At 64.8% G+C, this 23,564-nt stretch carries 25 protein-coding genes; 2 read left to right on the plus strand and 23 right to left on the minus strand.

The features are described from left to right. Positions 1-45 precede the first annotated feature (45 nt). Complete coding sequence (locus tag JQ617_RS13855) at positions 46-933, minus strand: dienelactone hydrolase family protein (protein ID WP_212026772.1); 888 nt, start codon at positions 931-933, stop codon at positions 46-48. 626 nt (positions 934-1,559) lie between these two features. Here JQ617_RS13855 and JQ617_RS13860 point away from each other — a divergent pair. Next, the gene (locus tag JQ617_RS13860; protein ID WP_212026773.1) at positions 1,560-2,138 is read left to right on the plus strand and encodes a MarR family winged helix-turn-helix transcriptional regulator; all 579 of its coding nucleotides are present in this window, start codon (positions 1,560-1,562) and stop codon (positions 2,136-2,138) included. A 14-nt stretch (positions 2,139-2,152) separates the two neighbouring features. On the opposite strand, the gene JQ617_RS13865 is transcribed toward JQ617_RS13860, so the two are convergent. After that, positions 2,153-3,097: a hypothetical protein gene (locus JQ617_RS13865; protein ID WP_212026774.1), complete on the minus strand. Its 945-nt coding sequence runs from the start codon at positions 3,095-3,097 to the stop codon at positions 2,153-2,155. 822 nt (positions 3,098-3,919) lie between these two features. Between JQ617_RS13865 and JQ617_RS13870 the strand changes: the two genes are divergently transcribed. Beyond that, positions 3,920-4,690, plus strand: coding sequence for a response regulator transcription factor (locus JQ617_RS13870; protein WP_212026775.1), 771 nt, complete (start codon positions 3,920-3,922; stop codon positions 4,688-4,690). 187 nt (positions 4,691-4,877) lie between these two features. On the opposite strand, the gene JQ617_RS13875 is transcribed toward JQ617_RS13870, so the two are convergent. From JQ617_RS13875 to JQ617_RS13975, 21 genes are all read right to left on the minus strand, one after another. Continuing rightward, positions 4,878-5,336 carry a hypothetical protein gene (locus JQ617_RS13875; RefSeq protein WP_063689970.1) on the minus strand — a complete coding sequence of 153 codons (459 nt, stop codon included), beginning with the start codon at positions 5,334-5,336 and terminating at the stop codon, positions 4,878-4,880. After that, positions 5,333-5,845, minus strand: a complete 513-nt coding sequence (locus JQ617_RS13880; RefSeq protein WP_212026776.1) for a flagellar biosynthesis protein FlgN — start codon at positions 5,843-5,845, stop codon at positions 5,333-5,335. The genes JQ617_RS13875 and JQ617_RS13880 overlap by 4 nt, the downstream gene beginning before the upstream one ends. Before the next feature lie 43 nt (positions 5,846-5,888). Beyond that, complete coding sequence (locus JQ617_RS13885) at positions 5,889-6,365, minus strand: rod-binding protein (RefSeq protein ID WP_186467560.1); 477 nt, start codon at positions 6,363-6,365, stop codon at positions 5,889-5,891. Beyond that, a complete protein-coding gene (locus tag JQ617_RS13890; RefSeq protein ID WP_212026777.1) occupies positions 6,362-6,781 on the minus strand; it encodes a hypothetical protein in 420 nt (139 codons plus the stop codon). The genes JQ617_RS13885 and JQ617_RS13890 overlap by 4 nt, the downstream gene beginning before the upstream one ends. 6 nt (positions 6,782-6,787) lie before the next feature. After that, positions 6,788-7,540, minus strand: a complete 753-nt coding sequence (gene fliR / locus JQ617_RS13895) for a flagellar biosynthesis protein FliR (protein WP_212026778.1) — start codon at positions 7,538-7,540, stop codon at positions 6,788-6,790. After that, positions 7,537-9,618, minus strand: coding sequence for a flagellar biosynthesis protein FlhA (gene flhA / locus JQ617_RS13900; protein WP_212026779.1), 2,082 nt, complete (start codon positions 9,616-9,618; stop codon positions 7,537-7,539). Before flhA ends, fliR begins: the two co-directional genes overlap by 4 nt. A gap of 72 nt (positions 9,619-9,690) precedes the next feature. Next, positions 9,691-9,957 (minus strand): flagellar biosynthesis protein FliQ, encoded by a 267-nt coding sequence (gene fliQ / locus JQ617_RS13905; protein WP_018641238.1) that lies wholly within the window; start codon positions 9,955-9,957, stop codon positions 9,691-9,693. Further along, positions 9,954-10,373, minus strand: coding sequence for a flagellar hook assembly protein FlgD (flgD, locus tag JQ617_RS13910; protein ID WP_063689985.1), 420 nt, complete (start codon positions 10,371-10,373; stop codon positions 9,954-9,956). The genes fliQ and flgD overlap by 4 nt, the downstream gene beginning before the upstream one ends. 14 nt (positions 10,374-10,387) lie before the next feature. Next, complete coding sequence (flbT, locus tag JQ617_RS13915) at positions 10,388-10,798, minus strand: flagellar biosynthesis repressor FlbT (RefSeq protein WP_212026780.1); 411 nt, start codon at positions 10,796-10,798, stop codon at positions 10,388-10,390. Beyond that, a complete protein-coding gene (gene flaF / locus JQ617_RS13920) occupies positions 10,798-11,142 on the minus strand; it encodes a flagellar biosynthesis regulator FlaF (protein ID WP_212026781.1) in 345 nt (114 codons plus the stop codon). The genes flbT and flaF overlap by 1 nt, the downstream gene beginning before the upstream one ends. A 68-nt stretch (positions 11,143-11,210) precedes the next feature. Continuing rightward, positions 11,211-12,257, minus strand: coding sequence for a flagellar hook-associated family protein (locus tag JQ617_RS13925; RefSeq protein WP_063689991.1), 1,047 nt, complete (start codon positions 12,255-12,257; stop codon positions 11,211-11,213). 3 nt (positions 12,258-12,260) lie between these two features. Beyond that, entirely contained in the window at positions 12,261-13,736 is a 1,476-nt protein-coding gene (flgK, locus tag JQ617_RS13930; protein ID WP_212026782.1) for a flagellar hook-associated protein FlgK, read from the minus strand. Positions 13,737-13,770: 34 nt separating this feature from the next. Further along, a complete protein-coding gene (locus JQ617_RS13935; RefSeq protein WP_212026783.1) occupies positions 13,771-15,003 on the minus strand; it encodes a flagellar hook protein FlgE in 1,233 nt (410 codons plus the stop codon). Between the two features lie 90 nt (positions 15,004-15,093). Continuing rightward, a complete protein-coding gene (locus tag JQ617_RS13940) occupies positions 15,094-15,675 on the minus strand; it encodes a transglycosylase SLT domain-containing protein (RefSeq protein ID WP_063689998.1) in 582 nt (193 codons plus the stop codon). Beyond that, positions 15,626-16,975, minus strand: a complete 1,350-nt coding sequence (gene fliK / locus JQ617_RS13945; protein WP_212026784.1) for a flagellar hook-length control protein FliK — start codon at positions 16,973-16,975, stop codon at positions 15,626-15,628. The genes JQ617_RS13940 and fliK overlap by 50 nt, the downstream gene beginning before the upstream one ends. Further along, positions 16,972-18,141: a chemotaxis protein gene (locus tag JQ617_RS13950; protein ID WP_212026785.1), complete on the minus strand. Its 1,170-nt coding sequence runs from the start codon at positions 18,139-18,141 to the stop codon at positions 16,972-16,974. The genes fliK and JQ617_RS13950 overlap by 4 nt, the downstream gene beginning before the upstream one ends. Then, positions 18,138-19,463: a MotB family protein gene (locus JQ617_RS13955; protein WP_212026786.1), complete on the minus strand. Its 1,326-nt coding sequence runs from the start codon at positions 19,461-19,463 to the stop codon at positions 18,138-18,140. Before JQ617_RS13955 ends, JQ617_RS13950 begins: the two co-directional genes overlap by 4 nt. A gap of 6 nt (positions 19,464-19,469) precedes the next feature. Beyond that, positions 19,470-20,183 carry a hypothetical protein gene (locus JQ617_RS13960; RefSeq protein WP_212026787.1) on the minus strand — a complete coding sequence of 238 codons (714 nt, stop codon included), beginning with the start codon at positions 20,181-20,183 and terminating at the stop codon, positions 19,470-19,472. Continuing rightward, positions 20,180-21,808, minus strand: a complete 1,629-nt coding sequence (fliF, locus tag JQ617_RS13965; RefSeq protein ID WP_063690012.1) for a flagellar basal-body MS-ring/collar protein FliF — start codon at positions 21,806-21,808, stop codon at positions 20,180-20,182. Before fliF ends, JQ617_RS13960 begins: the two co-directional genes overlap by 4 nt. Positions 21,809-22,113: 305 nt before the next feature. Further along, the gene (locus JQ617_RS13970) at positions 22,114-23,055 is read right to left on the minus strand and encodes a flagellin (protein ID WP_212026788.1); all 942 of its coding nucleotides are present in this window, start codon (positions 23,053-23,055) and stop codon (positions 22,114-22,116) included. Between the two features lie 273 nt (positions 23,056-23,328). Next, positions 23,329-23,564: flagellin (locus tag JQ617_RS13975; protein ID WP_283842060.1), on the minus strand; the 236-nt coding region annotated here is incomplete at its 5' end.

Raw genomic sequence — 23,564 nt, forward strand, 5'->3', positions numbered from 1 at the left:
TTGATAGAGAAAGGGCGGCCACGCGGGCCGCCCTGAAATTCGGTATCAGCTCAACACGCCGTACTTCTTGAACCACGCCTCCGCCTGCTTCCAGGCATCGTCCGCGGCGTCCTTGCGGTAGCTGCCGCGATAGTCCGCGTGGAAGCCGTGCGGCGCATCGGGATAGATCTTGAATTCGGCCGTCTTCTTGTTCTCTGCGAGCGCCGCCTTCATCTGCTCGACCTGGGCGACGGGAATGCCGGTATCGGCACCGCCATAGAGGCCGAGCACCGGCGCCTTCATCTCGGGAGCGAGCTGCATCGGGCTCTTCGGCCAGAGCGGATTGGCGGGGTCGACCACCGTGCCGTAGAAGGCAACGCCGGCCTTGAGGTTGCCGTTGTGGGCCGCGTATTCCCAGACGGTGCGTCCGCCGCGGCAGAAGCCGATGATGCCGAGCTTCGCCGTGTCGCCGCCTTGCGATCCCGCCCATGCCACCACCGCGTCGAGGTCGGACAGCAGCTCGGCGTCCGGCTTGGCGTTGACGATCGGCAACAGGTCCTTGATGTCGGTGATCCTGGTGAGGTCGGTGCCCTTGCGGAAGTAGTAATCGGGCGCGATGGCGAAGGCGCCGAGCTTGGCGAGGCGCCGCGTCACGTCCTTGATGTATTCGTGCAGGCCGAAAATCTCCATCGCCACGATGATCACCGGCGCCTTGGTGTTGCCGGCCGGGCGGGCGAAATAGGCCGGCATCTCCTCCGAGCCCACCTTGATCCTGGCATCGCCGGTCTGGAGGCCGTTCGTGTCAGTCGTGATGATGTCGGCGCGGACCGGACCGGCCGCGAGCGTATAGCCAGCGGCGACGGCCGCGGTGGCGCTCATGAATCCGCGGCGCGAGAGCGGGGCGACTTTTGTCAGCCCGACGACGTCGGATGTCATGGTGGTTTCAAAGCTCATCGGTCTTTCCCTTCCTATTCCCAATGCTGGTGCCCCGGGGCGACGCATTCGCCAATAGTTGCCGGGCAAAGGCAAGTCACCAGCCTGCGAGGATGCGGCTCTCCGTCTCATTCCTTCGTTGGCGCGAGACCGGCGTCCTGCGACTGTCGCTCGGGTCCACCCATCCGAATCTGATCGTGTGCGGGCTTTAACCGCGTGGCTGCACTGCGGCGCAACATCCATTAACCCAACATTGCGACTCTACAGCCGCGGCCCGCGCGGCCAGGAGTTGCAGATCCGCGGCCGCTTCGCGCCGTTCGAAGCGTTCGGTTGCAACAAATAGCCTGCGCAGTGGCGGTAACGACACATCATATTGCCGGGATGCCGCGCGCGCGGTCGGAATCCGGCGCGAAGCGCAGTCATTTGACTGAAATTTTCCGAAGAGTTGAGCCGTGCGATTCACCCGAACTTTCTTTGTGACGCTCTAGTTCGACGGCCGGAAGTTCCATGTTCGGGAACGGAGAAGCGTCATCCCCCAGGGCGTGCTCCGCGAGGACGAGGGATCATCCGAGAGCTTCATTGTCGTCCACCCAGATTGCGCTGCCCCAGGCTCAATTGAATAAAGATTTATCCGGTCCGGAATTGAAATGAATTTGGCTCGCGAATCGATCGAACTGGTGGAGCAGGTCGCTCGCATCCTGTGGTTCGAAGGCACCAAGCACGGCCTGCGCGACCGCGAATGGATGGCGCTGCGCTTCCTCTCCCGTGCCAACCGGTTTTCCCGCACGCCTTCGGCGCTGGCGAGTTACGTCGGCACCACGCGCGGCACCGCCTCGTTCATCATCGGCGAACTCGAACGGCTCGGCTATATCGAGCGCAAGCGCTCGGCCAAGGACAAGCGGTCGGTCATGCTGAGCGTCACGCAGCAGGGCAAGAAGTTCCTGGCGCGCGATCCCGTCAACGTTCTCGTCGACGCCATTGCCGTGCTCGACGACGAAGCCAAGATCCGTTTGCGCGACGCGCTACGCCACGTGCTGGATCAGTCCGACGCGGCCGAGCAGCGGCACCATACCGACGTCTGCAAGCGCTGCATCTTCCTTCGGGAGGACCGCATCATCGCGGACGGCAAGACGGCGGCCGAGTTCTCCTGCCGCCTGTTCCGCGCGCCCATCGCCGAGCCGGAAGTCGAGCTGCTCTGCACCAGCTTCGAGCATCACCGCCAGTAGGCGGCGGGCTCAGATCAAGGCGTCGTCTTGCGTGACGAATAGATGACACCGCCGCTGGATTCCACGACCAGGCGCCCGTTCTCGGTTCTGATCTCCTCGATGCGGCCGAGACCTGGCACCTGCTGCCCCAGCACGGCCTCGATGACGCCGTTCGGACTTTGCAGGATCGCGATCCCCTCATAGGCCTGGCGCACCGACCAGCCCTTGACCACCTTGCGCGGCGCCGCCGTGCGTTCGGACGCCGGCACCGAACCCGTGTATTCGGGAACGGCGACCGAGGCCATCATCGGCATCGTCTGCGAGGTCGGCTGCGAAGCAACAGTCGCCGGCGTCGGTACCTGGACTTGCGCCTGGGCGAGCTTGTCGAGTTTCACCGTCGAGGACGAGCTCACGCGCTCGATGCGGTCGAGGTTCTCGGCGAACCTGCCGAAGCGATCACTGGTCGCCTTGCTCGACTGATCGACCGCGGTGCGCAGACCGTCCAGATTCTCGGACACGCCCGACAGCTGTTTGCGCAGCTGCGCGACCGTCTCGCGCAGATTCCTGATCTCGGTATTGGCCGCGACATTGTTCTGGGCGGGCTGCGTGGTGAGATAGGCGATGACGCCGGTGCAGGCGCAGACCACCAGGATGGCTGCGGCGGCCAAGGTGGCGAGCGGCACGACCCAGGTTGGCCGCGGCGGCGGCGGCTTGGCCACGATCACGGCCGGCTTGATCACGGCCGGTGCCGGCGTGGGTATTGCCATCTTGTCGAGGCGCGCCTTGGCGCGGATGCGCTTCAGTCCTTCGAGCGCCTCTTTCGCCAAAGTCTCGTCGTTCGCTGCAGCCGACATGCGCTTTGCGTTTGGCGCGGGCTTGGTCGCTTGCGGCGAACTTGTATTGCGTGCTTCCGGAGCCGGCTTCGCCGCCGCGGCAACATCGGGCGTTGCGCCGGGACGAGCTTGTCCATCGGACGACATGTGAGAATGCTCCGTTCGCTTCGATCTATCGAGCGACGAATTTATTTGTCGAAGCTTGCCTGAAACGTGCGCGTCGAAAACTTCTCATCGCGCGCGATGCGACGTCGAATGAGTCAAACGCGTCACGCACGCGGCGAAAGTGCGACTCGAAAGACACACACCCGCCAAGATTTCGCCAAGCTGGAGTCTAGTCGCCACACATGAGTCGAATTGTCGCATGTGGACAAGCGGTGGATAGAGTCAATCCGGGGTTGAAAACCCCCCTCTACGCACGACCCCCAGCACCACCCAAAATAGTAGTGATTATACAGAGATGCGGAACTGTAGACACGGCGCGATTCAGAAGTAGTTTAGATTTCAAATCAATTAGTGCGATCAGATATATCAAGAAACAACTCGTAACAAACCAACAGCATCAAACACGCATAGCAATCGCTTTGTTCCGCACGCTTGATCGGAAATCGGCAATCGTTACGGTCCTACTTAAGTGATTCTCGCCAGTTGGCGAGGAGATCGGCAAGGTTCAGTAGCGTTCGGACGCGATAAGCAACTTGGCGCAACTGTTCTAGGTCGCTGTCTCAATCCGCCCCGCGAGGTGATCCGTAAGACACCCGCCGGGCCTCACGCAGTAAGCGTTCAGTATCGAGTCGAAGTAACAGGCCCGCGGAAAACGCAGGCACTGAATGCGTAGGGCTGCCCGCGAATATCGAAACCATAACAACGGTTCGCGGGATGGGAATATCGTCAAACAGCATAGTCGCCGAGCCGGGCATCACAACAACCAGCCGGCCGCGATAAGTGCGAAACAGGGGCGAAAGACTGATGTATATTATCGTTGATGATCGCGAGAGCGTCACGAACAGCTACGTTGGAGGGCTCGTTCGCGAAGGTGTATCGTCGATCGGCTTCTCCTCCGGAGAGTTCTGGGAGTGGCTGCAATCCGCGAGTGAATCGGACTTGGCGGCGGTCGATGCCTTCCTTCTCGGGGATTGCGACGGCCGCGGGACTCTGCCGCGGGCGATGCGCAAGCGCTCGTCGGCTCCCATCATCGCCATGAGCAGCCAGAAGATGCTCAAGAACACGCTGGAGCTGTTTGAATCGGGCGTCGACGACGTCGTGCACGTGCCGATACATCTCCGCGAGATCCTGGCCCGAACGGCTGCTATCGCACGCCGCCGGGTCGGCGAGCTGCCGAGGCCTTGCGAGACCAGGATCCAGGTCTTCTTCAACGGGCGGGATCCCGAAATCGCCGGCCACGCGCTCACCCTGCCCCGCCGCGAACTGCGCATTCTCGAGTATATGGTCAGCAACCACGGCAAGTGGATCACCAAGACGCAGATCTTCAACGCGGTCTACGGCATCTTCGAGTCCACCTTCGACGAGAGCGTGATCGAAAGCCACGTCAGCAAGCTGCGCAAGAAGCTCCGCGACCGCCTCGGCTTCGATGCGATCGTGGCCCGCCGCTACGTCGGGTATCGCCTCAACATCCCGGCCGGCGAGACCCTCGACGAGCCGATGCAGGACCTCGACGAGGTCGGCATCCTCCTCAACAGGGCGCATGCCGCCCCGGCGGCGTATCAACCCGGAAACTGACCCGGCGAACGCCACCGCACGGACAAAGGCCTCTGCGAAAGACTTCGCAGAGGCCTTTTCCATTTGTCAGGCCGGGAGTGCGGGAATGCAGGCCCTGCAGCGCAGGCGCGACCAGACCAGGGCTCTCGCCCCGGCTTTCATGCGGCACGACTGTTCAGAATGGCCGGGGTTTGCCCGCCGGCGATGCCTACGGCTTCGACTGGAATTCTTCCTTGGAGACGTAGTTGAAGTCCTCGACCAGAACGTCCTGGACGACGTCGGCCTGCATCCGCTCGTTGACGCGCTGCTTGATCGCCGTCGTGAGGATGCCGAGGTCGTAGCGGGCGAGCTTCCGGAAATCGAGGCGGTCGTCGGCATAGATCCTGCGGAAGGCCTCGTCGACGACAAACGGCTCGGGCGGGACGTTGAGCTGGTGCATGGTCCGCGCCTCCACGGTGTAGACGAAGCGCGCCACGATGTAGCCCTGCACGTTGCCGTTCTCGACCATGGGCACGCTCAACGCGCGCGTCTTCTGGTATTGCAGCCCGTCGAGATAGGCGTCCTTTGGCGGCAGCAGGCTGCCGTTCTCCTTCCAGTAGGCCACGCCATAGCTCGTGCCCGCGGTGAGGATGCAGACCCAGAGCCCGGCCAGCACGACCCTGATCATTTTCCGTCCTGTGCTGCGCGACCGGTATAGGTGCCGTCCGACTCGACGTCCTTGATTGCCCTGACGATGATGGAGGCGACCTCGCGCACCGCATCGTAATGCATCTCGAGGAGGGAACGATTGCGCTCGAGCTTCTCGCGCAGACGCTGGATCTCCTCGGTGACCTCGAGCTCGGCGCCGAGATGCATGCGCGCCCGCATCAGGCGAACGAATTCGAGCATGCCGCGGCTCTTGCGGGCGCTGAATTCGTCGAAATCGATCTTCTTGCCCGTCGAGAGCGCCTCCGTCTCCTCCTCGACAATGCCTTCGAGCCGGCGGATCGACGCCAAGAGGCCGCGCACCTCGTCCGACTTCTCCGTCTCCGTGGCCTCGATGACCGCTTCGCCGCCGACATTGGTCAGCAGCACGGGCAGCAGCGCATCGCTTGATGCCGCTTCCATCGCTATCGCTTCGGCGTCCACCACCGGCTGCTCCATCACCAGGGCCGCCGCGCTTTCTTGTGCCTGCATAGGAAATTCACCCCTCAACGTCTGTCACCCATTTCCCTGATCGTCATCCGGCCTTGCCCGTCGTGTCCGGTCCCACCGGATGTGCGCCGGCGAGCTGCTTGGCAATGCCAATGCCCTTGCCCTTCGCCAGCTGGGCGCCAAGCTGCTCCGCCAGCATCGACTTCCACACGCCGCCGGCAGTCCCCTTGCCGAACACCTGCTCCGAATCCTTCGGCAGCATCGTCTCGACGAAGGTCTGCAGGATGAAGGCTTCGAACTTGCGATAGACCTCGTCCTGGCCGGGCTTCTTGATCACCTGCACCGGCGGCCCGTTCACGGCCGTCGACTGCGTCCCCGCAAGCGTTGCCGCGGACTGATCGGCAGCCGCTTTTGCCTTGCTTGCTTCCGTGGCCATCGTGGCGGCGAAATCGGCATCCGATGATTTCAGCGCATCGAGCTTCGCGGTCGCCGTGCGCTGCGTCACGGGATCGGCGGCCTCGAGGACGTCGAGGACGAGGTCGGGTGTTGCTGTCACGATCATGTCTTGGTCCGGCTGGCTGGCCGTGGCGTCCACGCGCGCACGGTGAGGCTTGTTCCCGTCATCTCTTCGAGCGCGCGCTTTTCGGCGTCGCGAACCTTGTCCGCGAGCGCCGCCTTGGCGACTTCCTCGAGCTGTTTCACGCGGCGGGTCTCGGCGCGAACCTGGTCGAGCTGCCGCGAGGCCTGCTCCTTCACCGCGCGCGCCCCGACGCTCGTCCTGTTGAGCCGCCGTGCGATCGAGTCGCTCGACGAGCCCGCCGGCGGCTTGCCCCCGTTCAGCGCGCCCACCAGCCATTCCTGCTCGTCCTGCAGGCTGCGCTCCTGCTGCCGCAGATGCGCGAGCTGCCACTCGGACAGCCGCAGCTGGAGCTTCACCAGCGAGACCATCCGACCGAGCTTGTCCGCGCGCGACTTCATGATCCCTCACTCCGCCAGCCATGACGAGACGCCGAGGATGAATTGCGTCAAGAGCTCGTCGCTGGTCAGGTAGAGCAGCAGGAAGCCGCCGAACAGCACGAAGGGCACCGAGATGAAATAGACCGGGATCGCCGGCGTCAGCTTGTTGAGCAGCCCGACCGCGAAGTTGACGATGACGGAATAGACGATGAAGGGGCTGGCGATGCGCAGTGTCAGCACGAACGCCTCCGACAGGCGGCCCACGAGCTGGTCGAGCGGCATGCTGCCGCCGATCCTGCTGCCGGGATGCCAGACGTCGTAGGAGTTCATCAGCCCGCGCAGCACCTGCCAGTGCTGGTCGGTCATGAAGAACAGCGTGGTGACCGATGCCATGATCAGCGGCACGAGGGCGGGCGCCGGATCGGTGTCGGCGACCGGCGTGCCCGGGATGTTGCTGAGCCCGATCGCGCTCGCCATCACGGTCGCCATGGTCTGGAGCGCGAGGAAGAACACGCGACCGCCGAGGCCGATGACGCTGCCGACCAGGATCTCGGAACCGATCAGGAGCGCGAGCGACAGCGGCGCGACGTTCTCGGTGAGAGGCTTCACCACCGCGATCAGGATCGGCGTCAGCGCGAAGGTCGTGACCAGCGCGATGAACAGGCGGACCTGGGCCGGGACGTTGACGCTGGAATAGCCGGGCACGAACATCAGGCAGGCGCCGATGCGGCAGAACACGATGAACGTGACCAGCACGCTGTCGGCAAGGCCGCTGATCACGAGATGGCTCCGAGCGCACGGATCTCGGCGCTGCGCGCCACTTCCACATGCGACAGGATCGGAAGCGTCGGGAATACCCGTTCCAGGATCATCCGGACATAGGGCCGCGCCTCGGGGGTCACCGCCAGCACGACGCTGGTGCCGTTCTCGGTGAACTTGCGGATCGCGGCGCTGGCTTCCGTCGCGAACTGCTCGATGAGGCGCGGATCGGCGTCGAATTCGACGACGTCGCCCTTGGCGTCGCGCTTGAGGCTCTGGTGGAAGGCGAGATCCCAGCGGTTGCCGAGGCGGACCACGTTGAGCACGCCGTTGTCGGAGAGGTCGCCGCAGATCTGCTGGGCAAGGCGCGTGCGCACATGCTCCGCGACCTGCTCGGGGCGCCGCACATGGGGCGCGATCTCGGCGATCGCCTCGAGGATCAGGTGCAGGTTGCGGATCGACACGCGCTCGGCCAGCAGGATCTTCAGGATCGCCAGCAGGCCCGAGTAGGAAATCTGCGAAGGACAGAGATCCTCGACGAGACGCTTGTATTCGGGATCGAGCCGGTCGAGCAGGCCGCGCATGTCCTTGTAGGACAGGAGCTGGGCGAGATTTGCCCGGAGCACTTCGCTCAGATGCGTGAGCAGAACCGACAAATTGTCGACCGGCTTGCAGCCCTGCCGCTTGACCTCGTCGGTGAAGGCTTCCGTGACCCACAGCGCCTTCATGCCGAAGGCGGGCTCGATCACCTCTTCGCCGGGCACGTCGGGCTTTCCGTCCTTGTCGACGAGCACCAGCACCTCGCCGAGCCTGAGCTCGCCGTGGGCGACGCGGGTGTCGTGGATCCGGATCTGGTAGCTCTTCGGATCGATCGACAGATTGTCGGTGAGCTTGATCTCGGGAATCACGAAGCCGTATTGCTTGGCGAACTTCTTGCGGATCTTGGCGACGCGGTGGCCGAGCTCGGTGCGCGAGCCCAGCAGGTGGACCGAAAGGTGGCCGCCGAGCGCCAGCTCGATCTCCGCCGTCTTGAGCGAGTCCTTGACCGCTTCCTTGGCCTGGGCCTGGGCGCGCTCGTCGGCCTTGCGCGCATCTTCCTTCTGCTTCTCGGCCGCCTGCCGCCTCGGCAGGGAGTAACCGACGAAGGCCATGACGCCGCCGAGCAGAATGAAGGGCGGCATCGGCAGCCCCGGCATCAGCGCGAGCACGAACATCATCAGCGCGGCGGCCGACACGGCGCGAGGATAACCGCCGAGCTGCCGCAGCACGGCCTGCTCCGCCGAGCCCCTGGTGCCGCCCTTGGAGACCAGCAGGCCCGCCGACAGCGACACGATCAGGGCTGGCATCTGCGACACCAGACCGTCGCCGACGGAGAGCTTGGTGTAGACGTCGGCGGCGCGCGACAGCGTGAGGCCGTGATGGGTGACGCCGATCACGATGCCGCCGAAGATGTTGATCGCCGTGATGATCAAGCCGGCGATGGCGTCGCCGCGCACGAACTTCGAGGCACCGTCCATGGCGCCGAAGAAGGCGCTTTCCTCTTCGAGCTCGCGGCGCCGGCGCTGGGCTTCCTTGTCGTCGATCAGGCCCGCGGACAGATCCGCGTCGATCGCCATCTGCTTGCCGGGGATGGCGTCCAGGGTGAAACGGGCGCCGACTTCGGCGATACGCGTCGCACCCTTTGTGATCACGACGAAGTTCACCGTGACCAGGATCGCGAAGATGATCAAGCCGATGACGAAGTCGCCGCCCATGACGAACTTCGAGAAGCCGGCGACGACGTGACCTGCGGCCTGCTCGCCCTCGCCGCCCCGCGACAGGATGAGACGCGTGGTCGCGATATTGAGCGCCAGGCGCAGGATCGTCGCGATCAGCAGCACGGTCGGGAAGGCGGAGAAATCCAGCGGCCGCTGGATCCACAGCGCGACCATCAGGATCAGCGCCGACAGCGCGATCGAGAAGGCAAGGCCGAGATCGATCAGGATCGGCGGTATCGGCAGGAACAGGATCGTGAGCATGGTCACGATGCCGGCCGCAAAGAAGGCGTCCGCCCCGAAACGGCGAGGGCTGGGCAGGCTAGCAGCTAACGTATCGGCCATGGGTCACCGGCAGAGGGTCCGCCCCGTAATCTGCCGTGCAAAGCTTACGCGAGGGTGGTGGACCCTCGCGGCTCAGAAGCCCCGCTCGATATGCGAGTAGACCATCTCGGTGAAGGTGGAGAGATGGGCGCCGATGAAGGAGCCCGAGACCGCGACGACCACGAGAATGACGATGATCTTCGGGACGAAGGTCAGCGTCACCTCCTGGATCTGGGTCAGGGCCTGCATCAGTGCAATGATGGTGCCGACCAGCATCGCCGCGCCGACCGCAGGCCCGGAGGCGACGATGATGGTCCAGATCGCCGCCTGGACGATGTCGAGGGCGTCCCGCTCGTTCATGACTGGCTGATCGTGAGGCCGGGCCCGACGGCGACCTTCGTGCCGTCCTCGAGGGTCGCGACGGAGCCGTCGCTGTTGATCGAGATCGACTTGACCTTGCCGGAGAAGGTCGCGCCAGTGGAATCGGTGAAGCTGACGGTCTTTCCGATCAACCCGTCGGCCTGCGACAGCGACTGCGAGGACAGCAGCGCATCCAGCTTCGTGTTGGTCTGCATCGCCTGCTCGACCGTCGAGAGCTGGGCGAACTGGCTCATATACTGCGAGGTATCCATCGGATTGGTCGGATCCTGGTTCTTCATCTCGGCCACGAGGAGCTGAAGAAACGTATTGTAGTCGACGCTGTTGCTCGCCGTGGTCGTGGAGTTGGTCGAGCTGGACGACTTGCTGGTGCTGTCGGTCGCGCTGGTGACGTTCATGTGCCTCTCCGATGTCAGGCAGCCTGGAATGGGACTTCAGTGGTGGCGCCGGCCAGGATGGCCTGCTCCACCGGGAACAGCGCCCGGATCCGCTTGAGCGCTTCGAAGTAGCGAGTCGCCCTGACCAGCTCGTCGACCGCGGCCAGTCCCTCCAGCATCTCGTGGCTCTCGCACACCGCGGCCAGGGCCGCGTGATGCTGGGCGTAGAGTGCCGAAGCGTCGCGGACGTCGGTCGGGTTCATCAGCATGAGCTGGACGATGAAATAGAGCTGCCGCATCGCCGTGGTGGCGTCGGAGGCCTGCATCACCTGCCCTTCGAGCAGGAACATCACGTCGTTGACGAGCTCGACCGAGACCTTGCGGTCCACACGCAGCACCGCGCCGTTGATGTAGATCCGTTCGCCCGCCCGCAAGGATATCTTCATTAGAGCGCGTCTCGGATCAGGCGGTTGATTTCGATGAGCTGCACGACGTCGTTCGACTTCTCCTCACGGAGGCGGTCGGCTTCCTTGACCACCCACAAGCCGATCGAGATGATCTCCGCGCGCAGCTTCTCGGGAAGCGCGTTCTCCGGATGCGAGAGATCCTCGATGAAGATCGTCCACAGCCGTCGCACATAGAGCAGGCTCTGGACCTGATCCTCGAAACTGGCGCGTCCCTTCTGAAGGCGCTCGAGGCGGTCGATGCCGACGCTGAGCGCCTGCCGCTCGCGACCTCTCGCCTCGGAGCCGCTCTCGTCGACGACTGCTTCATAGGCTTCAAAGCTCATCAGCACCACTCTGCGCAGGAAACGGAATTACAAGACAAGGGTCGTAAACCTCGAAAACGTGCTCTGGCTCAGAGATAGTTGATGAGGCTGATCTTCTGGAGCTGCGAGGTCAGCGCCAGCGCCGTCTGGATCTGGGTCTGCAGGGTGTTGACCCGGACCGAGGCCTCCGTCGGATCGACCTTCTCCATGCCGACGATCTGGTTGTTCAGAATGTCCTGCTGCGTCTTCAGCTTGTCGGTCGCGGAGTCGATCCGCTGCTGGACCGTGCCGACGCTGCCGCCGAGCGTGGCGAGATCGGTGATCGCGCCGCCGACGAGGGAGATGGCCTTGTCCACGACGACCTGGAACGTTTCCTGGCTCAGTTTCGCGTTCCCGAGATCCGCCATCATGGTGTAGGCCTCGGCGAGCTTGCGGAAGCCGGTCTGGTTGGCGCTGACGGACGTATCTGCGATCTCGGTCGTGGAGATGCGGCTCTGCATGACCTGGTCAGTCGCCGTCGACCAGTTGGTGTTCCAGGCCGGGCTCGCGAACTCGGCATCGAAAGTGGTGTTGAGGAACGTCTGCATCTGGGCCGGGGTGATGCTGGCAACGCTGCCCGAGGACTGCGAGAAGCCGAAGGTCGCGAGGAAATCCGCGTCGACCTGGTTCTTGCTGGCCGAGCCCGTGGCATAGGCTGTGACCGGCATGTTCGCCGTGTTGACGCCCGAGAAGAGATACGAGCCGTTGTAGGAAACGTTCAGCGCGCCGATCAGATCCTGGAGGTTGGCGGACGCGGGCGGCAGGACGATCCGCCCGCCATTGTCGGTGCTGCGGGCCGCGATCAGGTCCTTGAGGAAGTCCGTTGCGGTCGTGCCAAGCTGGGTGATCCGGTTCTGCGTGACGTCGAGGCGCCCCGAGACGAGCTCGTTGGTATCGATGAGCTGATCGGCGAAGCTCCAGTCCGCACGCAGGGTAACGTCGCCCCCCGTCGTGGCACCGAGCTCGAGGCCGACGTCGGCGAAACGGCCGGTGGTCGCTTCCGTCGAGGCCTTGCTCAGGGCGGCCTGGTTGTTCGTGATCGAAGACCTCAACGATGAAGACAGCATCAGGGTCGAGATGTAATTCGCGCTCATCATGGCTTAATTCCCCACGGCAGCCAGCAGGCTCTGCAACATTTCGTCGACGGTCGAGATGATCTTCGACGAGGCCGAATAGGTGCGCTCGACCTGAAGCATCAAGGACATCTCGTCGTCCATGTTGACGCCGCTGACGTTGGACAGCGCCGCGGTGCTGCGGTCGAGCAGCGTCTTCTGGTAGGTGACGTTGGAGTCCGCGGTCTGGCGCTGGTTCTCGATCCAGCTGGTCGACGACGACGCGAAGTCGATCAGGCTGCCGCTCGGCTTGCCTTGCGTGGTTGCGTCGAACGGCTGCGAGGCATCCATGCCGCCGATGAGCTGCTGCAGGCGGGTCGAATAACCGGCGTTGCCGGCGGTGTTGTATCGGTATGCGACGTTGCCGCTGATGGCGCCGTCGCGCAGCAGATTGGGATTGCCGCCCTGCGCCGGATCGACGGATGCCGCGACGCTGATCAGGCCGGCAAGGCCGACCGAGACGGTGGCGCTCGCCGGCATGGCCGGCGCGCCGGGATAGGTGAAGAGGCCGGGAACGTCGGGCAGCGCCGCCGCGGTCTGATCACTCTCCTTGAAAGTATTGATCAGGCCGCGGGCGATTTCGTCGAGCTGGCTCTGATAGGTGACGGTGTCTTTGTCGCGCAGCTGGGCGAGACCCGCGAGCTTGCCCGACTTCAGCGGCATGACCGAATTGGCGCCGGTCACGGGGACGCCGTCGATATAGACCGCATTGCCCGTGGTGCCGGGCGAATAGATGTTGGTCGCGGTGAAGCTGACCGTTCGCGCCGTCTTGTCGAACAGCACGACGCCGCTGTCGGTGTAGAGCGCCGCGTCGCCGTTGGGGCGGAGCGACATCTCGACGCCGACCTCTTCCGACAGTTTCGAGACGATGCTGTCGCGCTGGTCGAGATAGTCGGTGACGTCGTCGCCGGAGATCGTTCCCCTCACGATCGCGTTGTTGACCTTCTCGAACTGGGTCAGCAGCTGGTTGATGTTGGCGACCGAGGTCGCCATGTCGGCATCCGCGCCCTCACGGACCGTCTGCACGGTATTGGTCGCCTGGTTGAGCCCGGCCGCCATGTCCTTGGCGGACGTGACCGCCGCCTGCGCCAGCGTGGTGTTGTCCGGGGCGTTGGCATATTGCTGCAGCGCCTTCTTCAGCGCGTTGAGCTGCGCCGTCGGTGACTGGTCGAGCTCCGGATCGTCCACGGTGGCCGTTGCGATCTTCTGGAGACCGTCATAGATCGCGCCCTGCTTGGCCGACGACGAGGTCGCGGTCAGGACGTTGTTGTAGAGACCCGAGCTGGCGGCGCGCTGGATCGCCGCCACATAGACGCCGGCCCCGGGCAGATTGTCCAGAACGGCGATCTTGCGCGAATAGCCGGCGCTGCTGGCGCCGGCGATGTTGCGCGAGATCGTCGAGGACTGGATGCCCGACGCCATGAGCGACGCGCGGGCGGAGTCGAGAGCAGCAGTAAGGGACATGTTTCGCTCTTGCCCGGAGTGCGCGCCGAAGAATTCAGCGCTTCAGGTTGACGACGACGTCGAGCAGGTCGGCGCCGGTCTGGAACGATTTCGAGTTCGCGGTGAAGCCGCGCTGGGCCTCGATCATCCCGGTGAGCTCGTCCGCGAGATCGACGTTGGAATCTTCCAGCGCGCCGCTCTGAACCGTACCAAGCCCGCCGGTGCCGGCATTGCCGGCCTGCGCGTTGCCGGAATTCATGTTGGTCGAATAGACGTTGCCCGGCTCGGGCGTCAGATTGTCCGGGCTTGCGACGTCGGCGAGCATGATCGTGAAGAGCGTCGTCTGCTGCCCGTTCTTGAGCACGGCCGTCACGAACCCGTTCTCGTCGACGTTGACCTTGTCGATGGCCGAAGGAGCGCTGCCGTTGACGGTCGCCTTGAAGCTGAAGTCGGTTCCGGCCTGCGTCATGTTCGACAGGTCCAGTGTCATCGCCGCACCGCCGGGGACGGTGAAGGCGAGCGTCGTCGGGCTCGCCGCGGCCAGCGCGCCATTGCCGGTTGCGGTCGTATCGAAGGTGAAAGTGGTGGCGGCGCCGACCGACGTACCCGTTGCGGAGTTGTAGGCCTGGATCTGCCAGGTGTCCGTGCCGGCGGCCGTCGCCGTGTGGGACATGTAGACGTCCAGCGTGACGGCCCGGCCGATATTGTCGTAGGCCACGATCGAGCTCTTCGAAGAATATGACGCCGGGCCGGGAGGACCGGCGATCACGGCCGCCTTCGGATCCATATTGCCGGTCGTGAGCGTGCCTGCCGTCGACGGCACGGGCACCTGCGAAACCTGGGCAACGTTGACGATCTGCATGCCGGACAGGCTGTTCTGCGAGAAATTGGTCACCTTGCCGGGCTGGCCCAGGAGGTAGAAGCCGGCCGCGTTGACGAGGTTGCCTTGGCTGTCCGGGACGAACGAGCCGGCGCGGGTCAGATATTGCTGCGTGTTGTTGGCGTTCGACACGACGAAGAAGCCGTTGCCCTGCACGGCAAGGTCCGTGGTCGAGGTGGTGAACTGCGTGTGGCCTGCGTCGCTGATGGCGTAGCGCACCGTGGTCTCGACGGCGCCGGAATCGTAATTGCCCGAACCGCTCTTGAGGATCAGCGAGGAGAATTCGGTCGAAGCCCGCTTGTAGCCGGTCGTGTTGACGTTCGCGATGTTGTCCGAGACCGTCGACAGCTTGTTGGATTGCGCAGACATGCCGGAAACGCCGGTGCGCATAACACCATACAGGCTCATGAATTGGGCTCCTTCGGTAGGTTGCAGTTACAATGAGGGTTCTTGCTTGCGCGGGGCTGATGGTCGGGAACCATGCACAACTTCATGTTGTCAGGTCGTTTTCGGCTGACAGAACGAGCGCGCCTTGTCGGTCCACGCGCCGAAACCGCTCGAGACGAGATGGGCGACGATGTGACAGACGTAGCGCTTCTGCGCCGGCTGGTTGTTGGGGCCCGCATTGTAGCGGGCCACCGCCATGGTCCAGCTGCCCTCGCGCTGCTTCAGCTCCTTGAGGAAGCGCGCGGCGTACTCGACATTCTTGGCGGGATCGAACATCGCCTGCACGGAGGCGAACTTGTCGCCGTGATAGTAGTGATTGATCTGCATGCAGCCGAGGTCGATCAGCTTGATGCCCTTGGCGCGCATCGCCTCGAAATTCGCGATCGCGTCGCTCATGTCCTTGGCGAACACGGTCTGGCCATCGGCGCCCAGCGCATAAGGATAGAGGGCGCCGCGCCGTCCGGTCTCGGTGAGGCCGACTGCATAGAGGATGCCGAGCGGAATGCCGTGCTGCTGGGCCGCACGCGCCATCTCGCGCTCGCAAGGGCGCGCGCTGTCGGTGGCGGCCTCGGCGGCGCCGGCGTTACAGATAAACAGGGCCGCGACTAATCTGCGGCGCCACGTCCTGGTCATGACGCGTCTCCTGGTTGGACTGGCGCTCGTCGCGGGCCTGCCTCGCACTGCCGTCCGATTGTCCGGACGACGTACCGGAGCCGTCGAACGAGCCTTGCGACTGCGACGAGGGCTGCTGCTGGCCCGAGAGCTGCTGTCCCGAGGGTTGCTGTTGCGATTGGCTGGAGCCGCTCTGGAATCCGTCCAGCGAACCGTGCTGGACCGGCGCGACGTCGGCGACATAGCCGGCCGAGTGCATCAGATCGCGGATCGTATCGCGCTGCTGGTCGAGCATCTGGCTCGTGTCCTTGCGCTCGGCGGCGAGGTGAACGGAGACCTCCGAGCCGACGAGGCGAAGCCGCACGGTGACATTGCCGAGCGACGGCGGCTCGAGACTGACGGTCAGGACCTTCAGCGGCTGGTCGGGTGCGTTGGTCTGGGACGTTGCGAGATCGGGGACTGCGGACGCAGCCGATGCCGAGGATTCCTTCAGCTCGGAGACCACCGCACTGGCGACCTGCTGCGGCGCGTTGAACTGCGCCGGCGGCAGATGGGTCTCCTGCTGGAGCACGGTGACCTTGGTCGCCTCGGGCAGCGCGTCCCGGGCCGAGGCCTTGACCGCGCGCTCGACATTGGCCGTGACGGCCTCGAAGCCCGGCGTCGCGGGCATCGCCTTCGCAGACGCCTCGCCGCCTTGCTGCGCGGTTGCCGTTGCCTGGGACGCTGCGGCCTGCGAGCGCGCGCCGATCGGAGCGGCGGCGGACGGCTCGGCATCGACCGTTGCCGCCTTCGCCATGCCCGTCGCCTGCACCTCACGCTTCGTCGTGGAGGAGCGCTCGTCGCGCGCGGACGCATCCCTGCCCTCGCCCGATGGCGGTTGCAGTTGTGATTTCACGGCCGGCGCGACGGCCAGCTGCTCGCCGACGATCGCCGGAATGCTCGCGCGGTTCGCAGCGTCCGCCTTCACGGCGACGTCGAGCGGGCGCTCCGTCTCCGACGCGTGGTCGGTCTTCTGGTCGGATGCTTTGTGGCTGGACTTGGTGTCGTCGGTCGCTTCGGTGCGATCGTCCACGGCGTCGTCCTTGCCGGCCGAGTGCGCCAAGCGCGTACGCAGCGTTCCGGCTTTCACGGTGGTATCGCTGCCCGCGTCGTTGAGTGCCCGCTTGGCCAGGTTCGAGACGGTGTGGAGCAGGTCGTTGAACGACGAATCCGCCTGCGACTTCGTCGCCGTGCCCTTCGCCGAACGCGACGCACCGCGCATATTGAGGCTCTCGGCAAGTCCCGAGAAGAGCTGTCCGGAGGTTCCGCTGAGCTTGGTCATGGGCGGCGATCCCTGGTGAGAAGTTCGAGTTCGCCGAGCTGCTGCTGCGCGCGCGCAAGCATCGCGGTCGATGATGCGAGATCGAGGCGCGCCGGCGTGACCGGCGGCTTCTCGGCGGTGGATTTGCCCGCGAACGGCTTGCGGATGTCGAGCGCGAGCTGGACCGTCGCATTCAGAAGCGGGACGTCGCGCTCCGGCAGCTTCGACCGATCGATAGCCTTCAGCTCGGCAAGACCTCCGTCATATTCGTCGGTGAGCGCCCGCGAGGCACCGCGGAAGAAACGCGCGCGCTCGCGCTCCGCCGAGGCGTCGGCGCTGAGCGCCAGGGCGCGCTCGGACGCGAGCCGGGTCACCTGCATCAGTCCGCGCAGCATCGCATTGCGCGCGATCATGAGATGAAGCTTGAGCCGGCTGGCGCGGTCGATCTGCTCCAGCAGCGCGGCGATCCGCGCGAAGCGGCGCTCGTCGAGAGCGAGGTTCGATTGCGTCAGGCCCGAGGAGAAGCGCTGCCAGAAATCGCCGGCATAGATCGAATTGCGGTAGTGGCGGACATAGGCCTGCGTCAGGAACTCGAACTTGTCGAAGTCCTCGGCCTGCCCGACCAGCAGGATCTCGCGCCGCAGCGCCGCCTCTTCCACCAGCGTGCCGGGCAACAGCAGGCGCGCGTCGTCCAGGCGCTCGATCGCCAGCGACGCTTCGGTGCGTGCGAACAGCGCGCCCTGGACCAGCGCGACCTGACCGCCCAGGCCCGAGAGGAGTGTTCGCGGCTTGATGTCCTTGAGCAGATCGCGCGCGTCGTCCTGCCGGCCCTCGACATAGGCGAGCGCACCGTCGAATAGCCGGCTGTCGACACTCATCTTGTCGCGCGGCAGCTTGCGGACCAGTTGCGGCGCACCGCCGCTGAGCAGGTAGATGACGACGGCCTGGCCGTTCTGCGGATTGCTCCACACGCTCGCATCGGCGGCGAGAAACTTCTCGCCGACCTGGCGGATCAGCGCGATGTGGCTGCCATGCGCCGCGGTATCGCCATTGGCGATTCCGTCCTGCACCGCCTGCAACGCACGCACGAGCTCATACGGTTCGCTCGACCTCGAGGCAGGGCCCGGCTCGGCGAGCGCTAGCGGCGACACCATCAACAGGGCTGCGCAGAGGAGCGACCTGATCACGGGCGCTTCTCCCGGATCAGGATCTCGATCCGGCGATTCTGCGCGGCCGCAGGGTCGTTCGGAAGCTTCGGCCGCCGGTCGGCGTAGCCTTCGACATGCTCGATGCGCAGCGCATCGACGCCGGAACGGACCAGCATGTAATAGGCCATCTGCGCGCGGGCGGTCGACAGCCGCCAGTTGTCGTAGTTCTCGGACTTGTACGGCCGATTATCGGTATGGCCGCGCACGATGATCACGCCGGAACGCTTCGACAGCAGCGGTCCGATCTTGTCGATCACGCGGATCAGCTCGGGCCGCGGCTCGGCCGAGCCGACCGCGAACATGCCGAAGCTGGCGTCGTCGGTCAGGCTGACGAGCAGGCCTTCCTCGACCTGACGCACCTCGGCCGCAGGTCCAGCGCCGGCCTTGACGTCCGACAGCGCTTCCGCGATCGCGGATTGAAGCTGCTTGACGGTCGGTTGCTGGGTTTGCGCGGCCTCGCGCTGCTCGGAATCCTTCTTCGCGTCGCCGGCGCGCGCCTGTGCGCCGGCATTGGCCTGAGCGTTCGCCTGGACATTCGCTTGGGCACTGCCTTCGCGGGACGATTGCGACGGCGCATGTCCCGGCGGCAGCAGGGGCGACAGGCTTGCCGACGACGCATCGGCGTTCTGAGCCACGCTTCCGCCGGCATCGTCCGTCTTGGCGCGGCGCGGCTGCGGCTCGCCCTGCCCCGCACTGGAAGCGCTGTCGCGTGCGGACGCGTTCGGCTTGGGTTCGCTGTCGATGATACGATCGGCGTCCTTGGATGTTTGCGGCGCCAGCTTCCAAAAGCCGGGATCGAAGGGATCGCGATAGGCATCGCCGCCCTTCAGGCCGTCTTCTTCGGCCGAGGTCAGCGAGCCGGCGCGACGCTGGCCCGAGGCTTCGTTCGCGTTGTTGGCGATCTCGGCAAGCGTCGCATAGGGATCGCGGAACAGGACCTTCTCCTCGTAGAAGGGCGGCTTCTCGGCCGTCGGGGAGTCACCGCGACGCTCCTCGCTCGGCCCGCCCGGCTGACGCCGGCCCTCCTGGCCGTCGAACGTGGTCGGCTCCTTCTTGGTGAGATCCTTCAAACCTTTCGGCGCCGGCGCATTCTCGGCGAGCTTGATCGGGTTGAAGTAGCTCGCGACCACCTGCTTCTGGTCCTGGTTGAGCGCGTTGAGCAGCCACATCACCAGGAAGAACGCCATCATCGCGGTCATGAAGTCCGCATAGGCAATCTTCCAGACGCCGCCGTGATGCGCCTCCTCGGCGAACGCGTTGCGCCGGCGGATGATCACCAGCTCTTGCTTGACCTCTTCCATGACGGGCTACCGGCGCGCTTCGTTCAGGCGTTCGCTCCAGGCCGCAATCTGCGTCTCGATCACGGTCTGGTCGGCCACGACGCGGACCTCGAAAATTTCGGCGGGCTCGTACGCCACCCCCGTCCGCCTGGAAGCGTCGAGCTGGGTCTTGACCAGGTCGAGCAGCTCGCTCGGACCGGTGATCTTGAACGCCGGGACCGGGGAATTGCCGGTCAGCGCCGCGATGTGCTCGACCAGCGATCCGATCGCCTTGTCACGGACCGCATCGGCGAGAAAAGGCAACAGGATGCGCGCGACGGAGCTCGCGATGTTGGTCTCGATCTCGCGGCAAGCCGCCTCGAAGCCGCCGACGATCGTGGTCGCCTGTTGGTCGGACCATTTGGCGCGTTCCTCGCCGAGCCGGATCGCGCTGCGCACGCGCTCCTCGGCAACCCTGGCGTCGCCTTCGGCAACGCCGGCAGCATGGCCGCGACGATAGGCGTCGTCGAGAAGATTGGCCGACGGTGCTTCCACCGCGGTCGCCGGCATCGGCGACTCGAGCTGCGGATGCGGTTGCGGTTGCGGTTGATACTGCTGCGGCTGTGCCTGCGGTTGAGGCTCCCGCCGCGTTTCCTTCGTCCTCGTCAGCACATCCTGGAGCTTGAGCGGCGGAGGCGGCGGAGACTTCGCCCGGCCGTTCGCGTCGAACTGCGTCAGGAGTTTTCCGATTGCCGCGTTCATGCCGCCTCCTCGCGTCGCATCCAGTCTTTAAGGATCGCTGCCGCCTGGCCCTGGTCGAGCCTGACGATCTGCTCCAGTCGCTTCTGCGGCGTTCGCTGCATCTTGCCCTCGAGATCCTCGACGAGGTTGAGCTCGGGATCCTGGCTCTCGGCCAACGCGAGGGCCGCGGCGGCTTCGAGCTCGGCGGCCTCCGCCGCTTCGGTCTGCTCCTGCGCCGCGCGATGGGTCAGGATGCCGTTGACCGCGGGCCGCAGGCCGAACCAGACCAGCATTGAAGCGACCGCGAGGATGGTCACCGCGTTGATGACGCTGCCGAGCTGCTTGTTGATCATCTCGACGAAGCTGATCGGCGGCACCGGCGCGAGCTCGCGCGAGCCCTCGATGAAGTCGACCGCAGTGACCTGGATCTGGTCGCCGCGCGCCTTGTCCAGTCCGCCGGCGGTCGCCGCGAGCTGGCTGATCTCGGCGAGCTTGCTGTCGACGATGGCCTGGTTGCTCTTGTCGCCGAGATCGGCGACCAGGCGTGCGCGGTTGACCAGCACGGCGATGAAGAGCTTCTTGACCAGATAGCCGTCGCTGACGGTCGTCGTGGTCTTGGACGAGACCTCGAAATTGGTGACGTCCTCGCGGCGGGTCTTGTCTTCGCTGGAATTCTTGCTGCCCCCGGCGTTCACCTGCTGGTCGGGCAGGTTCTGCTGCACCGTGGTCGGCTGCGACCGGTCCGCGTTCTGCGACGATTCCTTCTCGCGCACGTTCCGCACCGACCGTTCGGCGCGACCCTCGGGATCGTAGACGGTTTCGTTGGTCTGCCGCTTGTCGGTGGACAGCTGCGGAGCGACGCTGACCTCGAAATTGTCGAGACCGAGATACGGCGTCAGCGCCTTTCGGATGTTCTCCTGCACCATTCCGCCGACCGTCTTCTGCAGGCTCGCCATCTTGGTCGGCGCGGCGCTCGCCTCGTCCTCTTCGGCGAGCAGCATCGAGCCGTCGGCATCGAGCACGGTCACCTTGTCGCGGCTCATGCCAGGGATGGCGGCGGCGACGAGATGACGGATCGACTGCGCGGTGCGCGCTTCGATCGCGCCGTCGGTGCGCAGCACGACCGATGCCGAGGGCGGCTGCTGCGTCGCGCGGAACGAGCCGCGCACCGGCAGCACGATGTGCACCCGCGCCGCCTTCACACCCTTCATCAGCTGGACCGTGCGCGCGATCTCGCCCTCGAGCGCGCGCAGCTTCGTCACTTCCTGCATGAACGAGGTCAGGCCGAGCGAGCCGATCTTGTCGAACAGCTCGTAGCCGGAATTTGCGCTGGTCGGCAGCCCCTTCTCGGCGAGCAGCATGCGCGCCTGCATGGTCTGGCTCGGCCGAACCGAGACCGCGTCACCGGCGGTATTGACGTCGAAGGCGATGTTCTGCTCGCGCAACGCAGCGCCCATGCGCGTCACGTCTTCCCGGGTGAGGCCGGTATAGAGCGTCTCGAACTCGGGCCGGCTCAGATAGTACGCGCCGCCGACGACGGTGACGAGCACGGCAAAGCCGATCAAGCCCAGGGCCATCAGCCGTCGCGGCCCAAGCTCCAGCAGATTGTTGAGCAGTTGCTGTATCTGCGCACGACTGAACAGCATATGACCTCGTACCAATGCGAACGTCGACGACATTCCGCTGCCAACCTTGTCTGAAGGTTGCGCGAGAACACGAATGTGTCGGTTCGCGGGCGAGGCGTTGCAATTCTACAAGAAAATGAGTGACGCCATCCTGCGTGCCGGCAACAGGCGGACAGCCGGACGCATCGCAGCGCAATCGGCTACGGCGTGTCGCCTGGAATGCAGCGTCAGGAGACCAACGCAGGCACGTCATGTGCCGGCACATCCGCCGTTCATGGCGGGACCGGACTCCCATGGGAGCCCGGTCTTTTTTCGAAGCCTTAAGCTTACTTGAACAGCGACAGGATGCTCTGGCTGTTCTGGTTGGCGATCGAGAGCGCCTGAACGCCGAGCTGCTGCTGGGTCTGAAGCGCCTGAAGGCGGGTCGATTCCGCATTCATGTCGGCGTCGACGAGCTGGCCGACACCACGATCCACGGAGTCGATCAGGTTCTTGACGAACTCGGTGTTGGTCGCGATGCGGTTCTTGACGGCACCGAGATTGGCGGCGGCCGAGGCAACCGTGTTGATCGCGGTGGTGACCTGCGTGATGTAGCTATCGAGCTTGGTCTGGTCTGCCGCCGAGTCAGTCAGCGCACCGATGGCGATCGTGTCGACCGACATACCGGTCGAGCCGCCGGACACCGTATCCAGGATGCCGGTCTTGGTGGCGCCGCCGGTGGTGTAGAGCGCGTAGGTCGCGGTCGTGACGGTGATGGAGCCGATGGTGGGCGTACCGCCGACGCGCGAGTACGACGACACGAGGTTGAAGGTCGTCGGCGTGGCCGTGGAGCTGGTCGAGGTGTCGATGCTCAGCCAGTTGATGCCGTTGATCGTGGCCGAGCTGGCCTTCAGCTTCATATCCTGCTGGATCTGAGTGATTTCCGACTGGATCTTGGTGCGGTCGATACCGGCGGTCTTGGCTTCGACCAGCAGCGCCTGCAGCTTGGTCAGGCCGGAGTCCTTGTCGCCGATGACCGTGTTCAGAGCGGTGTATTCGGTGTCGACCATCGCGGCCGACAGACCGAGCGAGTCGGAGATCGCGGAGAGCGCGGCGTTGTCGGAGCGCATCGAGGTCGCGATCGACCAATAGGCCGAATTGTCCGAAGCGGTCGAGACGCGCTGGCCGGTCGAGATCCGGTTCTGCGTGGTGGCGAGCTGCGAGCTGACGTTACGGAGCGTCTGCAGCGCGGTCATTGCAGACGAATTGGTGAGAAGGCTGGAACTCATTTCTTGACGCCCCTTTGAAGATTAAATTGAGTTTTGGGGACATACCGGGCTTGCACCGGTACGGCAGGGCGGCATCATGCCTTTGGGCTGCGGAAAAGCGCACTCAACCTGACGTAACAGTGGCGATAGCACGCGAAGTTTGTGCGAAGCTTGTGGCTCCGTGACCCGGCCGCAACAATGGGGTGGAATCACTGCTTGTACGCGACCTTACGCCGGACAAGAAAAAGGGCCGCGCTTCGTGAGAAGCGCGGCCCCTTGCCGATGGTTTGAAGCTTAGCGGAACAGCGACAGGATGCTCTGGCTGTTCTGGTTGGCGATCGAGAGCGCCTGAACGCCGAGCTGCTGCTGGGTCTGGAGCGCCTGCAGGCGGGTCGATTCCGCGTTCATGTCGGCGTCGACGAGCTGGCCGACACCACGATCCACGGAGTCGATCAGGTTCTTGACGAACTCGGTGTTGGTCGCGATGCGGTTCTTGACGGCACCGAGATTGGCGGCGGCCGAGGCAACCG

The organism is Bradyrhizobium sp. KB893862 SZCCT0404 (genome assembly GCF_018130885.1).
In the GTDB taxonomy this organism is placed as follows: domain Bacteria; phylum Pseudomonadota; class Alphaproteobacteria; order Rhizobiales; family Xanthobacteraceae; genus Bradyrhizobium; species Bradyrhizobium stylosanthis.